This window comes from Pseudomonas sp. P5_152 (assembly GCF_033989915.1).
Classification (GTDB): domain Bacteria; phylum Pseudomonadota; class Gammaproteobacteria; order Pseudomonadales; family Pseudomonadaceae; genus Aquipseudomonas.
Genome location: NZ_JASFAH010000002.1, coordinates 3,271,691 through 3,290,594 on the forward strand (window position 1 = coordinate 3,271,691; position 18,904 = coordinate 3,290,594).

An 18,904-nucleotide genomic window follows, 5' to 3' on the forward strand; every position below is an offset into this window, starting at 1 on the left:
GCTCACTAGGGACTCTAATTCAACTGATGAACTTTTTCTACTTTGCCGGGAAAAAAATATCATGGCTTTGCCCGCTCGAATTTTTGGCTCTGGAAAAGGCTTCTTGGGCTGACGTTATAATGCAGCGCACATCTTATTATCATTGTATTAGTCGGATAGTAAGAGGGCTGGGGTGATCATCCTTTCGGATGAAATCAGCATAGGCTAATGCTTTAGTAATAACTATAATTTGGTCTAAGTAAGAAACTTTTCATGTGGCGGGAGCCTGTACGATTGAGGTCGCGTCGACGGGTTGTTTTATTTTCTGCCCGGTGCTGGCCGACGCAGCTGTTTGTGTGTCGGAGGTGGACGGCGCTGTGCGGACTAACAGGCGAGTAATGGGCCTGTAGCGCTGTACTTCGGCCTAACTCATTGGCGCAGTAATCGAGTGATCTCTCTCGTCAGGTAGTGTTGCGTCATGGCATTAACTGCACCGCGCAAGTTTCGCCGTTTTTTAACCGTCGGTTTCTCACGGCGTACTTCGGCAGTTCAGTAGATGGTTACCAACATACTGATACTAAGCATTCATAACCTTCGGCGTAGGGCCGCGTTGGCCAGGTTTTTTGGCCTGCGCGTGTCAGGCACTGTTTTTTGACGGGCGGGTGCACAAGGCGTGTGCAAGAGAAAAATAGATGAATAGTGTGCATCGTGTGCGCGTTATTGCCGTGAGTGGCGGCAAGGGTGGCGTTGGCAAAACCACGGTGGCGGTCAATCTGTCCCTGGCGTTGGCGAGAGCCGGTCGGCGGGTGGTATTGCTGGATGCCGACCTCGGGCTGGCCAGCATCGATGCCTTGCTGGGGCTGACACCCAGGTACCGTCTGGCGGATGTCCTTGCCGGGCGTTGCGAGCTGGCGGATGCGCTGGTACGGGGCCCAGGAGGCATCCGTATCGCTGCGGCAAGTTCCGGTTCGCCGGACATGGCCCACCTGCAACCGGCACAATTTCATGCGCTGATCCATGCCTTCAGCAGTATTGGCGACGAACTGGATGTCCTGGTCATCGATACGGCGGCCGGTATCGGTGAGACGGTGATGAGTTTTCTGCGTGCCGCCCAGGAAGTGATAGTGGTGGCGTGTGATGAGCCCGCGGCGATTCGTGGCACCTGCAACCTGATTCAATTGCTTCATCAGCAATACGGCATTCACCGCTTTCGCGTGCTGGCCAATAAGTCGGCAAATGCACGGGAAGGGCGCAAGCTGTTTGCCGAGCTGGAAAAGGTCACTGATCGGCTTCTCGACGTGCACTTGCACTACCTGGGCGCGGTGCCCAACGACGAGTCAGTGCCCAGGGCCGTACGCAAGCGACAGGTGGTGGTCGAAGCGTATCCACGTTCCCGGTTTGCCAACGCCTTTCGCGACATTGCGCAAAAGATCAACGCCTGGCCTCTGCCGGCTCACCCTGGCGGGCACGTGGAGTTCTTCGTCGAACAACTGGTGCACAATTCCAGGTATGGGGCGCCGAGCCCTGGCGACGAAGTGGATGCCTGAAACAACAAAAGGCCCGGGTTTTCACCCGGGCCTTTCGTTTTATATGGTGCACCAGGCGGGATTCGAACCCACGACCCCTGCCTTCGGAGGGCAGTACTCTATCCAGCTGAGCTACTGGTGCAATGCGGGCGCCATAATACTCATAAGCACAGCGTGCGTCCATGCTGCTGAATAGCCTGATGTTTTCTGCCGGTTAAGAGGGTGTTCGCGACGTTGATCAGAAAACCTTGGGTTAAACGGGCTTTTCGTTCTTTTTTTCGAACAACCTATTGTCCTTTACCCCCTTTGATCCTAGGATTCGTTTGAGATTTCAAACGCTCTTGTCTGGGTGCTGAACCGCACGAGTTTCAATCAGTGCGCTATTTATGTGCTTCAGCCCGGTGAATGATTTCCCTGACGGCAGCCTTCAAGGCGCCTTTCTACAATCATAATTCGCTCCGCGCGCGCGCGGTGCTGTTAAGGAAAGCCGACATGCAGCTTAAAGACACCCTGTTGTTCCGCCAGCAAGCCTTCATTGATGGCGCTTGGGTTGATGCGGACAATGGTCAGACGATCAACGTCAACAACCCGGCAACGGGCGAAATTCTGGGCACCGTGCCGAAAATGGGCGCGGCCGAAACTCGTCGTGCGATTGAAGCTGCAGACAAAGCGCTGCCGGCCTGGCGTGCACTGACCGCCAAGGACCGCGCGAACAAGCTGCGTCGCTGGTTTGAACTGATTATCGAAAACCAGGACGACCTGGCTCGCCTGATGACCCTCGAGCAGGGCAAGCCATTGGCCGAAGCCAAGGGCGAAATCGTCTACGCCGCCTCTTTCATCGAATGGTTCGCCGAAGAAGCCAAGCGCATCTACGGTGACGTGATTCCAGGCCACCAGCCAGACAAGCGCTTGATCGTGATCAAGCAGCCAATCGGCGTGACCGCTGCCATTACCCCGTGGAACTTCCCGGCCGCGATGATCACCCGCAAAGCTGGCCCGGCACTGGCTGCTGGTTGCACCATGGTGCTCAAGCCAGCTTCGCAAACGCCTTTCTCGGCATTCGCCCTGGCTGAACTGGCCCAGCGTGCCGGCATTCCTGCCGGTGTGTTCAGCGTGGTTTCCGGCAGCGCCGGCGATATCGGCAGCGAACTGACCAGCAACCCGATCGTGCGCAAGTTGTCCTTCACCGGCTCGACCGAAATCGGTCGCCAGTTGATGGCTGAGTGCGCCAAGGACATCAAGAAAGTGTCCCTGGAACTGGGCGGCAACGCACCGTTCATCGTGTTCGACGACGCGGACCTGGATAAGGCCGTCGAAGGCGCGATCATTTCCAAGTACCGCAACAATGGCCAGACCTGCGTCTGCGCCAACCGCCTGTACATTCAGGACTCGGTCTACGACGCGTTCGCCGAGAAGCTGAAAGTGGCCGTGGCCAAGCTCAAGATCGGCAATGGTCTGGAAGAAGGCACTACCACGGGTCCGCTGATCGATGGCAAGGCCGTGGCCAAGGTCCAGGAGCACATTGCTGACGCGATCGCCAAAGGCGCCACAGTCCTGGCCGGTGGCAAGGTCATGGAAGGCAACTTCTTCGAGCCGACCATCCTGACCAACGTGCCGAAGAATGCTGCCGTGGCCAAGGAAGAAACCTTCGGTCCATTGGCGCCGCTGTTCCGCTTCAAAGACGAAGCCGAAGTGATCGCGATGTCCAACGACACCGAGTTCGGCCTGGCCTCGTACTTCTATGCTCGCGACCTGGGTCGTGTGTTCCGTGTGGCTGAAGCCCTGGAATACGGTATGGTCGGCGTCAACACCGGGCTGATCTCCAACGAAGTCGCGCCATTTGGCGGCATCAAGGCCTCGGGCCTGGGCCGTGAAGGCTCCAAGTACGGCATCGAAGACTACCTGGAAATCAAATACCTCTGCCTGGGCATCTAAGCTCCAAGAGCTAAGCCCGGCAAGGCATTGCTTGAAACGCAAAGGGCACGAGAGCGCTGTCCCTTTGCGTGCAACACACGCAATTTTCTCTGTGGCCGGGAAAGCTGCGGCAGTCGATCATCGCATGCTGCCCAGTTGCCTCCCCGCCGCATTTTCCTTGAACCACGCCGCCCGATGAGCGGTGAATGAGGACACTATGAGCAAGACCAACGCTTCTTTGATGAAACGCCGCGAATCCGCTGTACCACGCGGCGTTGGCCAGATTCACCCGATCTTCGCCGAGTCCGCGAAGAACGCCACCGTGACCGACGTTGAAGGTCGCGAGTTCATCGACTTCGCCGGCGGTATCGCCGTGCTGAACACCGGTCACGTGCACCCGAAAATCATCGCGGCAGTGACCGAGCAACTGAACAAGCTGACTCACACCTGCTTCCAGGTACTGGCCTACGAGCCGTACGTTGAAGTGTGCGAAAAAGTGAACGCCAAGGTTCCAGGCGATTTCGCCAAGAAAACCCTGCTGGTCACCACCGGTTCCGAAGCGGTGGAAAACGCCGTGAAAATCGCCCGTGCCGCCACCGGCCGTGCTGGCGTGATCGCCTTCACCGGCGCGTACCACGGCCGCACCATGATGACCCTGGGCCTGACCGGTAAGGTCGTGCCTTACTCGGCCGGCATGGGCCTGATGCCAGGCGGCGTGTTCCGCGCCCTGTACCCGAACGAACTGCACGGTGTGAGCATCGACGACTCGATCGCCAGCATCGAACGCATCTTCAAGAACGATGCCGAGCCGCGTGACATCGCTGCCATCATCATCGAGCCAGTGCAGGGCGAAGGCGGTTTCTACGTCGCGCCAAAAGCATTCATGGCTCGTCTGCGCGAGCTGTGCGACAAGCACGGCATCCTGCTGATCGCTGATGAAGTGCAAACCGGCGCTGGCCGTACCGGCACCTTCTTCGCCATGGAACAGATGGGCGTTGCTGCCGACCTGACCACCTTCGCCAAATCCATTGCTGGCGGCTTCCCGCTGGCCGGTGTGTGCGGCAAGGCTGAATACATGGATGCCATCGCGCCAGGCGGCCTGGGCGGCACCTACGCCGGTAGCCCGATCGCTTGCGCCGCGGCCCTGGCCGTGATGGAAGTGTTCGAAGAAGAGCACCTGCTGGACCGCTGCAAGGCAGTCGGCGAGCGTCTGGTGACTGGCCTCAAGGCCATCCAGGCCAAGTACCCGGTGATCGGTGAGGTGCGTGCCCTGGGCGCGATGATCGCGGTCGAGCTGTTCGACGACGGCGACACCCACAAGCCTAACGCCGCTGCCGTTGCTGCGGTCGTGGCCAAGGCGCGCGACAAGGGCCTGATCCTGCTGTCCTGCGGCACCTACGGCAACGTACTGCGCGTGCTGGTACCGCTGACTTCGCCGGACGAGCAACTGGACAAAGGCCTGGCGATTATCGAAGAGTGCTTCTCCGAGCTCTGATCACCGAGTGTGACCTGGTCCACAAAAAACCCGCCGCGGCGGGTTTTTTTTATCTTTGCCTACACATCGCTGGCTTTTGGCCTGTATCGAATCAGCAGCATTGTCTAAGGTGCAAGGATTGCCCCGGAGTGTCCTGATGAGCGCTGTTGATTTACCTGCCGTGCCGCGCGTGCTGATTGCCGAAGCCGATCCCTGGTCGCGGGACCTGCTCAAACAGGTGTTGTTGAACGTGCGCTGCGACGCACGGCTGGACCTGTGTGCCGACGGCCAGCAGGCCCTGCAACTGCTGGCCGAGCAACCCTACGACCTGGTAATTGCCGATGGCGAGCTGCCGGGAGTCGATGGCCTGGGTTTGTTGCGCAGTGTGCGCCAGCGCCGCCGTCATCCGCCGTTGCCGTTTATTCTGATGAGTCACCGCAACGACAGTGCCAGCGTGCGCGAGGCGATCCCGCTGGCGCCCACGGCGTACCTGACCAAGCCGCTGAACATGCAGGGCCTGACGCTTCGCCTGCAGGGCCTGTTGCTGAGCGCCGGGCAGACGGTCTCCTGCGATGTGCCGGCGCTGGCCCCAGGTATGACCCTGGCGACCTTCCTGGAGCGTCGGCGTGAGTTGGCAGACGGCGCGCCCTTGCTGACCGATGTGCAACTGGCGGTCAAGCGCAGCCTGAATCCCAATGGCCTCGACTTGAGGTTGCTGGAAGAAGAGGTGCGCACGGACCCGCAGATCACCGCCGTACTGATCGCCGCGGCCAACAGCGCTGCACAGCACCTGGGCGAGGGAGTGCAGACCCTGTCCCAGGCCCTGCATCGTCTTGGCACCGGGCAAAGCATGAACCTGGTGCTGGGCCTTGCTCTCAAGCGCAGTGCGAAGTTGAGCGACCCGTGCCTGGCCGACTACGCCGAGCGCTACTGGGAGCTGTCGCTGCACACTGCTGAGTACGGCCGCACGCTCGCGCGGTTGCTCGATCTGGATCAGGAACGCTGCTACTGCGCCGGCATGCTCCATTGCCTGGGGGACCTGGCGTTGTTGCGCTGCCTTCAGGAGTGGAAGCAGGCCGGTGGCGAGTTGGATGACGAGCAGGAGGTGGGTGAGGCGCTGGTGACGTTTGCAGCGGCCTACGGTTCGGCGCTGCGCACCCGCTGGCGGCTGCCGCTGGAGCTGCGAGAGCTGATTGCCGCGGTCTATCGGCTTGGTGGCGGGGTTTACTCCAGGGAAGCCCTGGTGATGAACATGGCCGCCCAGTTGGCCCGCCTGACGGAGCATGAGGGCGTCGAGGAGCTGGCGAAAAGCCGAACGGCACGCTTGCTCAAGATCGGTTTGCCGGAACTGATGCGCCTGCGCAAGACCTGATCTGACGCAGAACCTGTGGGAGCGGGCCGGGCGGCGCTCCCACATCTATGGTTTGGGGCTTTACGCCGGACGCAGGGAGTAGGTCTTGAGCTGGTGGGCGAAGTCGCGCAGGGATTGAATTCCGCTGGCCTCGGCTTCGTGGATCCAGTCCTTGATGGCCGCCAGCATGTCGTGGCCGTTGGAGCTGGTCTTGACCCAGATCTGCTGCAGGGCCAGGCGTTTTTCGTAGATGACCTTCAGTGCCTGGCTGTGCTCGAGCATGGTCTGGATGCGCAGGTGATGCTTTTCATCCAGCAGGCTGGTTTCCCGCGAGAGCAGGCGCTTGGCGCGATGGAATTGGTGGCGTACCGAATGGTCGACCTTTTCCAGCTCTTGCTTGACCAACGGGCCGATCACCAGCTTGCGGTACTGGGCCATGATCTGGAAACGATTGTTGAGAATCGCCATGGCGGTGTCCATGTCCAGGTTGCCCTTGCCTTCGACGCGGTGGGCAATGGGCGCAACGCGCTGCACCTTGGCCAGGCGCAGGAAGCTGAACAGCTGGATCCAGGCCCAGCCGAGGTCGAATTCCCACTTTTTCACCGACAGCTTGGCCGAGTTGGGGTAGGTGTGGTGGTTGTTGTGCAGCTCTTCGCCACCCACCAGGATGCCCCATGGCACCAGGTTGGTCGCCGCGTCGCGACATTCGAAGTTGCGGTAGCCGATCGCATGGCCCAGGCCGTTGATCACGCCGGCGGCCCAAAACGGGATCCACATCATCTGGATCGCCCAGATGGTGATGCCGATGGTGCCGAACAGCAGCAGGTCGATCACTCCCATGAGTGCCACGCCCAGCAACGGGTAGCGGCTGTACAGGTTGCGTTCGATCCAGTCTTCGGGGCAGTTCTTGCCGTAGATGCGCAGGGTCTCGGGGTTCTCGGCTTCGGCGCGGTACAGCTCGGCACCTTTGCGCAGGACCGTGGACAGGCCCTTGATGACCGGACTGTGGGGATCATCGACGGTTTCGCACTTGGCGTGGTGCTTGCGGTGGATAGCGGTCCACTCGCGGGTGTTCTGCGCCGTGGTCAGCCACAGCCAGAAGCGGAAGAAGTGTTTCAGGCCGGCATTCAGCTCAAGAGAGCGATGGGCCGAGTAACGATGCAGGTAAACCGTGACACCCACGATGGTGATGTGGGTCATTAACAGGGTGACTGCCACCAGTTGCCAGGCCGACAAGCCGAGTAAACCTTCGTACCACATAGGCTATATGGCCCTCGATAAAGAAAAAAATAGCTCGCGCATTATCACTCAGGACACAGATAAAACCAGTCACCCTTTCAGATAAGAGTGGCGGGATGTTTCTTTATTCTATAATTCCGAACTTTTGTAGGGACATGGACGGCCGGATGCCTGCCTTTTATCGCGATGCATTGCGTGCAGCGCTGCTTTACCTGGTGATTTCCTGCGTGTGGTTGGGGATTACTGGTTGTTTATTGAACAATTTGTTCGATGATTCCGCTCATCTAGCCCGCTGGCAACTGATCAACGGTTACGTCTGGGTGCTGCTCAGTGCCGGCTTGATTGTCCTGGTGCGTGGGCGCTGGCCGGGTTTTCTCGGTCGGGGAGCCGCGTTGGGCCGGGGCACTGAGGACCGCGCGCAATTGCGCCAGGCGCAGGCGGTGTTCGATTGCACCCATGAAGGCGTGTTGGTGACCGATCGCCAGCGCAAGATTGTCCACGTCAATCGCGCCTTCATGGAAATCACCGGTTACCAGCCCGACGAGGTGCTGGGGCGTACGCCCAGCCTGTTCAAGTCCGGTCATCACCCGCCGGATTTTTATAAGAAGATGTTTCAGGATCTCGGGCGTGGTGGTCAGTGGAGCGGTGAGATCTGGAACCGGCGCAAAAGCGGCGAGATTTTCCCCCAGTGGCAAACCATCCGGGTGATCCGTGACGACTGCGGTCAGCTCAGCCACTACGTGGCGGTGTTTTCCGATATCAGCGCGATCAAGGATTCCGAGCACGAGCTCAAGCACCTGGCGCATCACGACCCGCTGACCGACCTGCCCAATCGCCTGCTGTTCGGCGATCGTGTCGAGCAGGCGCTGGCGTCGGCGCAAATCCACAAGCGCGGCTGTGCCTTGCTGATGATCGACCTCGATCATTTCAAGATGATCAACGACAGCCTGGGGCACAACGTCGGCGATCGCCTGCTCAAGGCGGTGGCTTCGCGCTTGCGCGAGATGTTCGGCCCCGGCGTGACCCTGGCGCGCCTGGGGGGTGACGAGTTTGCCGTGCTGGTGGAGAGCTGTGGGCAACTGGTCCAGGCCGCGGCGCTGGCGCAACGGATCATCGACGGTCTGAAAGAACCCTTCGTGATCGACGCCGATCAGTTGTTCATCAATGCCAGTGTCGGCATCAGCCTGTTCCCCAGCGACGCGCAGAGCGCCGAGCAGTTGCTGCGCAATGCCGATTCGGCATTGTTCAAGGCCAAGAGCGCCGGGCGTAACGACTATGCCTTGTACACCGAGGAATTGACGGCCCATGCCCAGCATCGGGTCGAGACCGCCTTCGAGCTGCGCCGGGCGCTGGAGCAGCAGGAGCTGCGGGTCTACTACCAGCCCGTGCACGACCTGCAGTGCAGCCGCTTGATCGGCGTCGAGGCACTGGTGCGCTGGCAGCACCCGCAGCGTGGCCTGGTGCCGCCGAGCGAGTTCATCCCGATTGCCGAGCGCACCGGGCTGATCGCGGACATCGACGCCTGGGTGATGCGTCAGGCGTGTCAGCAGATGTGCGAGTGGCAGCAAGCTGGCGTGGTGTTGTCATTCATTGCGGTGAACGTGTCGAGCCGCCTGTTCGCCCGACGCGAGCTGTATCAGCGCGTCGCCCAAGTGCTGCATGACACCGGGTTGGATCCGGCCTGCCTGGAGCTGGAAGTGACGGAAAGCGCGGTGATGGGCGACCCGGAAGTGGCCCTGGAGCAGATGCACCGGCTGCGCGAGTTGGGGGTGCGCCTGGCCATCGACGATTTCGGGACCGGCTATTCGTCGCTGTTGCGGCTCAAGCGCCTGCCGGTGCAGAAGCTCAAGATCGACCAGGGTTTTGTCGCCGGACTGCCCTGGGATGATGACGATGCCGCTATCGTGCGGGTGATCATCGCCCTGGCGCAAAGCATGGGCATGCAGGTGCACGCCGAAGGCATCGAGCACGTCGAACAGGCGGCGTTTTTACTCGATCACGGCTGTGACCTGGGCCAGGGTTACTGGTATGGGCGACCCATGCCGGCAGATGAACTGGATTGGGCGCGGGCACCACTGATCCGCTAAGGCGGTGGTGCTTCATCCAAGGGCTGCGCTGCAGCCCAGCGTGATCAAGTATCTGCACCCGCTGTCCAAATCACGGCAGGCAAAACCGTGAAGTCCACGCAAGCCCTTGTCTGGGCGAAAAATACTTTTCAGTTATATAAACATTCTTAAATAGTATTTTTAAGAATATCCACGGCTATCTACTATTGCTCTCACGCCACAAGCAGTGCCGCCACTGCGAGGCACTTCTCATTTCAGGAGCAGCACCATGAGCGCATCCCTACGTAGCGTTGACGGCCATGACGAAGCCACCATCTTGCGCGAGATCCAGAGCGCCCTGCGCGATCTGCGCTTTGGTGCGGTAGAGATCACCGTGCACAACGCCCAAGTGGTTCAGATCGAGCGCAAGGAAAAATTCCGCCTGCAGAACCCGAGCAACAAGCCGAGCTGAGGCGTCGCTGGCAACCCGTTTCCAGAAATCCATAAGAACAGCCAACACCAAAAATTTCAGGAGCTCCACCATGTCGTCGATTCGCCGTTACGCTTTGGCCGCTCTGGCCAGTGCCATTTTTGCCGGTTCCGCGGTTGCCAAGGATTACGAGTTGCTGAACGTTTCGTACGACCCGACGCGTGAGCTGTATCAGGACTACAACGCAGAGTTCATCAACTTCTGGAAGAAGGAGCATGCCGGCGACAACGTCAAGATCCAGCAGTCCCATGGTGGCTCCGGCAAGCAAGGGCGGGCGGTGATCGATGGCCTGCGGGCCGACGTGGTGACCCTGGCGCTGGCCGGTGACATCGACGAAATCGCCAAGTTGGGCAAGACCCTGCCTGTTGACTGGCAGAAGCGCCTGCCCGAGGCCAGCACTCCCTACACCTCGACCATCGTGTTCCTGGTGCGCAAGGGCAACCCCAAAGGCATCAAGGACTGGGGCGACCTGACCAAGAACGGTGTTGAAGTCATCACCCCGAATCCCAAAACCTCTGGCGGCGCCCGCTGGAACTTCCTGGCAGCCTGGGCCTACGGTCTCAAGGCCAATGGTGGCGACGAAGCCAAGGCCAAGGAATACGTACAGACCCTGTTCAAGCACGTGCCAGTGCTCGATACCGGTGCTCGCGGCTCGACCATCACCTTCGTCAACAACGGTCAGGGTGACGTGTTGCTGGCCTGGGAAAACGAAGCCTTCCTGGCGCTCAAGGAAGATGGCGGCGCAGACAAGTTCGAAATCGTCGTGCCTTCACTGTCGATCCTCGCCGAACCGCCGGTCGCGGTGGTCGACAAGAACGCCGAGAAAAAAGGCAACGAACAGATCGCCGAAGCCTACCTCAAGCACCTGTACAGCCCGGCAGGCCAGGAAATAGCGGCGAAGAACTTCTATCGTCCACGTGACAAGGACGTGTCTGCCAAGTACGCCAAGCAGTTCCCGACCCTGGAGCTGGTAACCATCGACAAGGACTTCGGTGGCTGGAAAACCGCCCAGCCGAAGTTCTTCAATGATGGCGGTGTGTTCGACCAGATTTACCAGGCACAGTAATCTTAAATTGCTATCAACGAGCCCCGGATTTACCTTCGGGGCTTTGTTGTGTTCTTGACCAAGGACTTTTATGTCGCGTCGTATCTCCCCCGTCATACCCGGCTTCGGGCTGACGCTGGGCTACACCTTGGTGTACCTCAGCCTGATTGTGCTCATACCCCTGGCGGCGATGTTCGTCCACGCCGCTCAACTTACCTGGGAGCAGTTCTGGACCATCATCACCGCACCGCGGGTGCTGGCGGCGTTGCAACTGAGCTTTGGCACGGCGCTGTGTGCCGCGATCATCAACGGCATCATCGGCACGCTGCTGGCCTGGGTGCTGGTGCGTTACACCTTCCCGGGACGCAAAATCATCGATGCGATGATCGACCTGCCCTTCGCCTTGCCCACTGCGGTGGCCGGTATCGCGCTCACGGCGCTGTACGCACCCAATGGCTTGGTGGGTCAGTTTGCAGCGGACATGGGATTCAAGATTGCCTATACCCCCCTGGGCATCACCCTTGCCCTGACGTTCGTGACCCTTCCATTCGTGGTACGTACAGTACAACCGGTATTGGCCGATATCCCGCGTGAGATCGAAGAAGCGGCAGCATGCCTGGGGGCTAAACCCTTGCAAGTGTTCCGCTACATCCTGCTGCCGGCCTTGTTGCCCGCCTGGTTGACCGGTTTCGCCCTGGCATTTGCCCGGGGTGTCGGGGAGTACGGCTCGGTGATTTTCATTGCCGGTAACATGCCGATGAAAACCGAAATCCTGCCGCTGCTGATCATGGTCAAGCTCGACCAGTACGATTACACCGGCGCCACCTCCATTGGCGTGTTGATGCTGGTGGTTTCCTTTGTCCTGTTGCTGCTGATCAACTTGTTGCAGCGGCGCATCGAAACCCCATAAGGAGGCGCGAACCATGTCCCAATCGTCTATTAGCGCCGCTTCCTCGGCCAACGCTGCCCGTCGTGGCAGTGCCAGCTCGCGACGGATCCTGATCGTTCTCGGCTGGCTGATCTTCGCCCTGTTCCTGTTGCTGCCCCTGTTCATCGTGGTGTCCCAGGGCCTGAAACTTGGCCTGGGCGCGTTCTTCGCTGCGATCTTCGAGCCCGACGCCTTGTCCGCCCTGAAACTCACGGTGATCGCGGTACTGATCTCGGTGCCGTTGAACCTGGTGTTCGGCGTCAGTGCCGCCTGGTGCGTGAGCAAGTATTCGTTCCGTGGCAAGAGCATGCTGGTGACCCTGATCGACTTGCCGTTCTCGGTGTCGCCAGTGATCGCCGGCCTGGTCTATGTGCTGATGTTTGGCGCCCAGGGCCTGTTCGGGCCGTGGCTGCAGGACCATGACATCCAGATCGTCTTTGCCTTGCCGGGCATCGTGCTGGCGACAATCTTCGTCACCGTGCCCTTTGTCGCGCGTGAGCTGATCCCGCTGATGCAGGAGCAGGGCACGCAGGAAGAGGAAGCCGCGCGCTTGCTGGGCGCCAACGGCTGGCAGATGTTCTGGCATGTCACCGTGCCGAACATCAAGTGGGGCCTGATCTACGGCGTGGTGCTGTGTACCGCGCGGGCGATGGGCGAGTTCGGTGCGGTGTCGGTGGTTTCCGGGCACATTCGTGGGGTGACCAACACCTTGCCGTTGCACGTCGAGATCCTCTACAACGAGTACAACCACGTCGCCGCGTTTGCCGTTGCGAGCCTGTTGCTGATCCTGGCGCTCTTCATCCTGCTGCTCAAGCAGTGGAGCGAAAACCGTATTAACCGCCTGCGCGCCAGCGCCGCGGAGGAATAATTCATGTCGATCGAAGTGCGTAACGTCAGCAAGAATTTCAACGCGTTCAAGGCGCTGGACAACATCAGCCTGGACATTCAGAGCGGCGAGCTGGTGGCTTTGCTCGGCCCGTCCGGCTGTGGCAAGACCACCCTGCTGCGGATCATCGCCGGGCTGGAAACCCCGGACCAGGGCAACATCGTGTTCCACGGCGAAGACGTCTCCGGCCATGACGTGCGCGATCGCAACGTCGGTTTTGTGTTCCAGCACTACGCGCTGTTTCGCCACATGACGGTGTTCGACAACGTCGCGTTCGGCCTGCGGATGAAACCGAAGAACCAGCGCCCGAGCGAAAGCCAGATCGCCGCCAAGGTCCATGAACTGTTGAACATGGTGCAACTGGATTGGCTGTCGGATCGCTATCCGGAGCAGTTGTCCGGTGGTCAACGCCAACGGATCGCCCTGGCTCGCGCTTTGGCGGTGGAACCCAAGGTGCTGTTGCTCGACGAGCCGTTCGGGGCCCTGGATGCCAAGGTCCGCAAGGAACTGCGGCGCTGGCTGGCCCGCTTGCACGAAGACATCAACCTGACCTCGGTATTCGTTACCCACGACCAGGAAGAGGCGATGGAAGTCGCCGATCGAATCGTGGTGATGAACAAGGGCGTGATCGAGCAGATCGGCTCACCGGGTGAGGTCTACGAAAATCCGGCCAGCGATTTTGTCTATCACTTCCTCGGCGACTCGAACCGCCTGCACCTGGGCGAAGACAACCACGTGCTGTTCCGTCCCCACGAAGTGTCGCTGTCGCGCCATGAACTGGAAGACCATCACGCCGCCGAAGTCCGCGACATTCGCCCCCTGGGCGCCACCACGCGGGTGACCTTGAAGGTGGAAGGCCAGAGTGAGTTGATCGAGGCCGAAGTGGTCAAGGACCACGACAGCCTGACCGGCCTGGCCAAGGGCGAGACCCTGTTCTTCAAACCCAAGGTCTGGCAAAAAGTCTCCAACTTGTAGCAGCCCGTAACAGCTGCTACACAACGTTCATTTCAAGCCGCTTTGCAGCACCAGCACACACCCCAACCCGATCAGGATCGTGCCGCTGAAACGCGGCACGAATCGCTGGCAGCCGGCCGTGGACAAGGGGCCGAGCAACAGCGATGCGCCCAGCACCGCGCCCACGTCGGCGAGGGAAAACACCAGGTTGACGAAGCTGCCCAGCAGCAGGAACTGCAGCCAGACCGGTGCCGAGGCAGTGACGTCGACAAATTGCGGCAGGAAGGTCAGGAAAAACAGCGCGGTTTTCGGGTTGAGCACTTCCACCACCACACTGTCTCGCAGCACCCCGGGCTCTTTCGGGGTGTCGGTCGTGGCGGGCTGTCGACTCTTGACGATCATCGATCCCCCCAGCCAGATCAGATAGCCGGCGCCCGCCAGGCGGATCACGTCGAATGCCATCGGCGCCGCATGCAGCAGCGCCGACAAACCAAAGGTGGCCGCCGCAATGTGCGCATAGCAACCCAGGTGAATACCCAGCGCCGCCTTGAGTCCGGCGCGCCGGCCGTGGGCGAGGGTCTGGCTGGTCATGTACAGAATGGCCGGCCCTGGCATGCAGGCGAAGGCCAGGGTGGCGGTGGCGAAGGGAATCCAGAGATGCAGGGACATGGTGGTGCTCTTCCAGTGAGTGATGCCTTCGGGCAGGTTCTGGAAGACGCTGGAGGGAAAGGCCGGGCAGGTCGTGCGAGCAGCGAAGTACCAGAGCCGCAAGGTTAGGGCGGGGGGAAAGGCGGTGAAATACGGCAGTTGTCGTATTTTACCCAGCGGGGCAACGCAGCATGCTTCAGCCCACAGCCAGCCCGAGGCGGACGGCGTACACCGCCAGTTCGGCGGTGTTGTGCAGGTCGAGTTTGCGCATCAGGTTTTCCCGGTGTTTGCGCACGGTCAACGGGCTGATGTGCAGGGCGTCGGCAATGTCGTGCGCGGACTGCCCCGAAGCAACCAGGCCGAGGATCTGCTGCTCGCGGCGGGTCAGCCCACCGCCACTGGTTATCAGGTGGGCGTCGGGGGTGCTACTGCCATGGCCCTCCACCGCGAAGCGCACGGCCACGGCCAGGTAGCGCTGGTTCAGGCGAATGGCATCGATGGCGTCGAACAGCTCATGGCTCTCGTCGGCCTTGGTGACGTAGCCCTGCACGCCCGCCTCGAGCACGCCGCGAATGGTGCTCAACTCGACGTTGGCGGTCAGCACGAGGATTTTCAACCGCGGGTAATCGGCGCGCAGTTGGCGAATGAATTGCAGGCGGTTGACCCCCGGCATACCCAGGTCCAGGAGCAGCAGGTCGACCTGGTGTTGAGCCAGGACGCTGAGGATCGCATCGCTGTGGGCGGCCTCGCCGACCACCTGCAGATCATCGCGGGTGGACAGGAGAAATCTCAGGCCGTCGCGCACGATGCTATGGTCATCGGCAATCAGGACGTTCAGGCGCTTCACTTCCATTTTCAGTCGCTCTTTTTATTGGGATTGGCCATGCCCGAGATTATCCAGCGCAAGTATTTCGTCGATCTGCTGTTTCGACAATCCTACGCGGTGCTGTTTGCCAACTTCGTCATACCCTTGCCGGTGGCGTATGTGTTCAGGCATGCCGTGCCCTTGAGCTGGATCATTGGCTGGATCCTGGCGATGTACGGCCTGACGGCTATCCGGCTGCTGCTCTCGCGAACTTACTTTAGCCAATCCCCACGGATCGACCACCGCCAGGCGCAACAGTGGGCCTGGCGGGCATCGGCGCTGTCGTGGATGTCGAGCCTGCTCTGGGGCGTGCTCGGCTGGGTCGGCTTTGCCGCCGGCGATCCACAGTTGCTGGCGTTCACCTGCGTGGTGCTGACCGGCCTGGTGTGTGGAGCGGTGCCCTCACTGTCGGCGTTCCCGCCGGCCTACGCCGGTTCGCTGGTGGCCATGCTGCTGCCCGTCACCCTGCAGTGCCTGCTGCATTCCGGGGAAACCTACACCATCTACCTGTTCTTTCTCGCCTGCCTGGCCGGGGTCAATCTGTATTACAGCCGGGTCACCTACCGCACGCTGTGCGAGACCATCCGCTTGCGCCTGGAAAACGTCGAGCTGGTTGGCCGCCTGGAGCAGGAGCGTGATCGCGCGCAGGCTGCCGATCAAGCCAAATCGCGTTTCCTGGCGGCTGCCAGTCATGACTTGCGCCAACCTATCCATGCCCTGGGCCTGTTTGTCGCGGGCCTGGCGGCGCTGGCTGAGCGCGGCGCTGTGCGGGCCGACAAGGCGCGTGAGGTAGCGGCTCGCCTGGGCGCGGTGATCGGTAATCTCGGTAGCCTGCTCAACGGCTTGCTGGACATCTCGCGGCTGGACGCTGGCGTGGTGGTGGTGAAGCGCGAAGCAGTATCGCTGGAACGCTTGTTCATCGACCTGGGCGACGAATTCGAGGCCATCGCCCGCACCCGCCAGTTGCACTGGCGAATCCACCCCAACCACCATTGGGTCGACACCGACCCGGTGTTGCTCAAGCGCATCCTCGATAACCTGCTGTCCAACGCTTTTCGCTACACCGATGGCGGCGGCGTCCTGCTGGGCTGTCGGCGGCGGGGCGGGCAGTTGGAGATCCAGGTCTTCGATACCGGGCCGGGTATTGCAGCGGAGTATCGCGGGCAGATTTTCGAAGAGTTCGTCCAGTTGCATAACCCCGAGCGCGACCGCAGCCAAGGGCTCGGCCTGGGCCTGGCGATCGTGCGTCATACCGCGCGCCTGCTGGGGCATGCAACACGCCTGGTCTCGGTGCCAGGGCGTGGTTCGATGTTCTCGATCCGGGTCCCGCTGACGGCGCCGGCGAGCAGGTCAGCCATCGCGCCGCAGCTGCAACGCTCGGACAATGCCCTGGGCATTCTGATCATCGATGATGAACCCAGCGTGCTGGAGGCCCTGCGCGATTTGCTGGAAGTCTGGGGCCACAGGGTCTACGCGGGCGCCTCGGTGGCGCAGGCCTGTGAGCAGCATGGCGCAGCGAGCGAGACAGGGCGGGCGGCGGTTGACCTGATCCTCAGTGACTACCGCCTGAACGGCATGAGCGGCCTGGAGGCGATCCGCCGCGCCCGGCAGTACCTCGATCAAGCCGTGCCGGCGATCATCATTACCGGCGACACTTCACAGGCGTGCCAGCAAGAGACCGCCGCGAGCCATTTCCGGGTCTTGCAAAAACCCCTCGACGCGGCGGTCTTGCGTGACAGCCTCAAGGCCTGCCTGGATGCTCGAATGGCCCGCTGAACTGCGCCGCCTCAGGCGCGGCCGTGGGTCATGCTGCGCACCGGACCTGCCCGTTGCTCAATCTGCTCCTTGAGGTCATGGCGCAGGCCCAGCAGGAATGCCAGTTCGGCCACCACGAACAGCGGCCCGACGATCAACCCGCTGACATCATCGACAAACGCCGGTTTGCGTCCTTCGTAGTAATGCCCGACAAACTGGATCACCCAACCCAGCACAAACAGCCCGATGCCGCTGCCCAGCCACACCCCGGTGCTTTGCACCGCGACGACCTGGCCCAGCCACACGGACAGGCCGAGCAGCACCGTCATGAGCACGCCCAGGCGCACTTCCAGGCGCAGGTAGAACCACGCCGAGGCCAGGGCCACGAGCACTGCCGGCGACAGCCAGAGCCCGGCCACCGACCAGGACGGCCGTGACAGCAGCACCGCGACGGCCACCACAATCAACGGAATCCCGATAAAGTGGCTGGCGATATTGCGCGGGTCACGGTGGTAAGCGGCGTATTGACTGAGGTGGTCAACCAGGCTTTTCATTGTTATTCCTCCTGTAGGGATGTTGATCATGCCCTGAGGCCCGTCGTTGCTCTGTCAGCCAGACGACAATCACTGTGGAGTCTTCATGCAAATACCGGCCTGGCGTGCATGCCTGATGCAGGGGCAGTGGTTCAGCCACCTGCCATCCTGTCTTCAGGATAGCTTGCTGTCCCTGGCGCGCGTGCGGCACTTGTCCGCGGGGCAGATCCTGTTCGGTCGCGGCGATGCACCCTGTGGCCTGTACGCCGTACTGGAGGGCGCGGTGCGGGTGGGGGCGGTGAGCGAGCAGGGCAAGGAGGCCTTGTTGAGCCTGATCGAAGCGCCGCACTGGTTCGGTGAAATCTGCCTGTTCGACGGCCAGCCACGCACCCATGATGCCTACGCGGTGGGGCCCTGCACCTTGTTGCAGCTGCCACAGGCCGCATTGCTGGCCTATCTCGATCAGCAACCACAGCACTGGCGGCAACTGGCGCTGCTGATGAGCCACAAACTGCGCCTGACCTTCATCAACCTCGAACAATTGACCCTGCTGGCGGCCCCGGCCCGGGTGGCGCACCGACTGCTGATGATCGCCGATGGCTATGGCGAGATCGAGCCGGCGCGGCGAGTCCTGCAACTGCCTCAGGAGCAACTGGCGTTGCTACTGTCACTGTCGCGCCAGACCACCAACCAGATCCTGCGGGACCTGGAAAGCCAAGGCATTCTCAGCCTGGGTTACGGTGCAATCGAGATCCTCGATGCCCCGCGGCTGCGCGCGCTGGTGCAGCCGTGACGTGCTCGGTTGATCCGAAATAAGCGTTAGTGATGGGCTTTGGCCGCCAAGGCGCCTAGCCTGTAGCGACGAATATTCGAGGTGTGCCATGCGATTGCTGTTAGTGGAAGACGAGCCGGAAATCGCCAAGGCGCTGGCCCAGGGCCTGAGCGAAGCCAGCTACACGGTGGATGTGGCCGACAACGGCATGGCCGGTCGGCGTTTCATCGAGACCGTTGAATATGACCTGATCATTCTCGACGTGATGCTGCCGGGCCTGAACGGCTGGCAACTGTTGCAACAGATCCGCCAGCTCGGTGCGACACCGATACTGTTCCTGACCACCAAGGACGGGATCGAGGACCGTTTGCGTGGCCTGGAACTGCATGAAGATGACTACCTGCTCAAGCCGTTCACCCACAGCGCGCTGGTGGCGCGGGTACGCAAGTTGTTGCGCCGCGATCGCGGGCGCTAAGCCACCGGTCAGTGGCAGGCGCATT

The 18,904-nt window shown here is 61.1% G+C and carries 17 protein-coding genes and 1 tRNA gene; 13 read left to right on the forward strand and 5 right to left on the reverse strand.

The annotated features are described in order from the left end of the window. Positions 1-671 precede the first annotated feature (671 nt). Positions 672-1,526, forward strand: coding sequence for a MinD/ParA family protein (locus QMK50_RS14860; protein ID WP_159993076.1), 855 nt, complete (start codon positions 672-674; stop codon positions 1,524-1,526). A gap of 44 nt (positions 1,527-1,570) precedes the next feature. Here QMK50_RS14860 and QMK50_RS14865 read toward each other — a convergent pair. After that, positions 1,571-1,647: transfer RNA gene (locus tag QMK50_RS14865), tRNA-Arg, on the reverse strand. A gap of 350 nt (positions 1,648-1,997) precedes the next feature. Here QMK50_RS14865 and gabD point away from each other — a divergent pair. From gabD to QMK50_RS14880, 3 genes are all read left to right on the forward strand, one after another. Continuing rightward, positions 1,998-3,440, forward strand: a complete 1,443-nt coding sequence (gene gabD, locus QMK50_RS14870) for an NADP-dependent succinate-semialdehyde dehydrogenase (RefSeq protein WP_095170691.1) — start codon at positions 1,998-2,000, stop codon at positions 3,438-3,440. 196 nt (positions 3,441-3,636) lie between these two features. After that, positions 3,637-4,914: a 4-aminobutyrate--2-oxoglutarate transaminase gene (gene gabT, locus QMK50_RS14875; protein WP_159993082.1), complete on the forward strand. Its 1,278-nt coding sequence runs from the start codon at positions 3,637-3,639 to the stop codon at positions 4,912-4,914. A gap of 136 nt (positions 4,915-5,050) precedes the next feature. Beyond that, positions 5,051-6,265, forward strand: a complete 1,215-nt coding sequence (locus QMK50_RS14880; RefSeq protein WP_095170687.1) for a response regulator — start codon at positions 5,051-5,053, stop codon at positions 6,263-6,265. A 60-nt stretch (positions 6,266-6,325) separates the two neighbouring features. On the opposite strand, the gene desA is transcribed toward QMK50_RS14880, so the two are convergent. Next, entirely contained in the window at positions 6,326-7,504 is a 1,179-nt protein-coding gene (gene desA, locus QMK50_RS14885) for a delta-9 fatty acid desaturase DesA (RefSeq protein ID WP_095170685.1), read from the reverse strand. A 146-nt stretch (positions 7,505-7,650) separates the two neighbouring features. On the opposite strand from desA, the gene dibA reads away from it, so the two are divergent. The 6 genes from dibA (at position 7,651) to QMK50_RS14915 (ending at position 13,852) form a co-directional block, all read left to right on the forward strand. Then, complete coding sequence (gene dibA / locus QMK50_RS14890) at positions 7,651-9,570, forward strand: phosphodiesterase DibA (protein ID WP_320333391.1); 1,920 nt, start codon at positions 7,651-7,653, stop codon at positions 9,568-9,570. A 247-nt stretch (positions 9,571-9,817) separates the two neighbouring features. Further along, entirely contained in the window at positions 9,818-10,000 is a 183-nt protein-coding gene (gene oscA / locus QMK50_RS14895) for a sulfur starvation response protein OscA (RefSeq protein ID WP_095170681.1), read from the forward strand. 70 nt (positions 10,001-10,070) lie between these two features. Then, on the forward strand, positions 10,071-11,084 hold the full coding sequence (locus QMK50_RS14900) for a sulfate ABC transporter substrate-binding protein (protein ID WP_095170679.1): 1,014 nt from the start codon (positions 10,071-10,073) through the stop codon (positions 11,082-11,084). A 70-nt stretch (positions 11,085-11,154) separates the two neighbouring features. Further along, complete coding sequence (gene cysT / locus QMK50_RS14905) at positions 11,155-11,973, forward strand: sulfate ABC transporter permease subunit CysT (RefSeq protein WP_095170677.1); 819 nt, start codon at positions 11,155-11,157, stop codon at positions 11,971-11,973. 13 nt (positions 11,974-11,986) lie between these two features. After that, positions 11,987-12,859, forward strand: coding sequence for a sulfate ABC transporter permease subunit CysW (gene cysW, locus QMK50_RS14910; protein ID WP_159993088.1), 873 nt, complete (start codon positions 11,987-11,989; stop codon positions 12,857-12,859). A 3-nt stretch (positions 12,860-12,862) separates the two neighbouring features. Beyond that, positions 12,863-13,852 (forward strand): sulfate/molybdate ABC transporter ATP-binding protein, encoded by a 990-nt coding sequence (locus tag QMK50_RS14915; RefSeq protein ID WP_095170673.1) that lies wholly within the window; start codon positions 12,863-12,865, stop codon positions 13,850-13,852. 27 nt (positions 13,853-13,879) lie between these two features. On the opposite strand, the gene QMK50_RS14920 is transcribed toward QMK50_RS14915, so the two are convergent. Further along, positions 13,880-14,500 (reverse strand): LysE family translocator, encoded by a 621-nt coding sequence (locus QMK50_RS14920; protein WP_320333392.1) that lies wholly within the window; start codon positions 14,498-14,500, stop codon positions 13,880-13,882. A 175-nt stretch (positions 14,501-14,675) separates the two neighbouring features. Then, complete coding sequence (locus QMK50_RS14925; RefSeq protein ID WP_095170669.1) at positions 14,676-15,332, reverse strand: response regulator; 657 nt, start codon at positions 15,330-15,332, stop codon at positions 14,676-14,678. Between the two features lie 30 nt (positions 15,333-15,362). On the opposite strand from QMK50_RS14925, the gene QMK50_RS14930 reads away from it, so the two are divergent. Further along, a complete protein-coding gene (locus tag QMK50_RS14930) occupies positions 15,363-17,120 on the forward strand; it encodes an ATP-binding protein (RefSeq protein WP_320333393.1) in 1,758 nt (585 codons plus the stop codon). Between the two features lie 11 nt (positions 17,121-17,131). On the opposite strand, the gene QMK50_RS14935 is transcribed toward QMK50_RS14930, so the two are convergent. Continuing rightward, on the reverse strand, positions 17,132-17,653 hold the full coding sequence (locus QMK50_RS14935) for a DUF962 domain-containing protein (protein WP_159993094.1): 522 nt from the start codon (positions 17,651-17,653) through the stop codon (positions 17,132-17,134). 85 nt (positions 17,654-17,738) lie between these two features. Between QMK50_RS14935 and QMK50_RS14940 the strand changes: the two genes are divergently transcribed. Both QMK50_RS14940 and QMK50_RS14945 read left to right on the forward strand, forming a co-directional pair. Further along, positions 17,739-18,425, forward strand: a complete 687-nt coding sequence (locus tag QMK50_RS14940; protein ID WP_320333394.1) for a Crp/Fnr family transcriptional regulator — start codon at positions 17,739-17,741, stop codon at positions 18,423-18,425. Between the two features lie 88 nt (positions 18,426-18,513). Then, a complete protein-coding gene (locus tag QMK50_RS14945) occupies positions 18,514-18,879 on the forward strand; it encodes a response regulator (RefSeq protein WP_159993098.1) in 366 nt (121 codons plus the stop codon). Positions 18,880-18,904 lie beyond the last annotated feature (25 nt).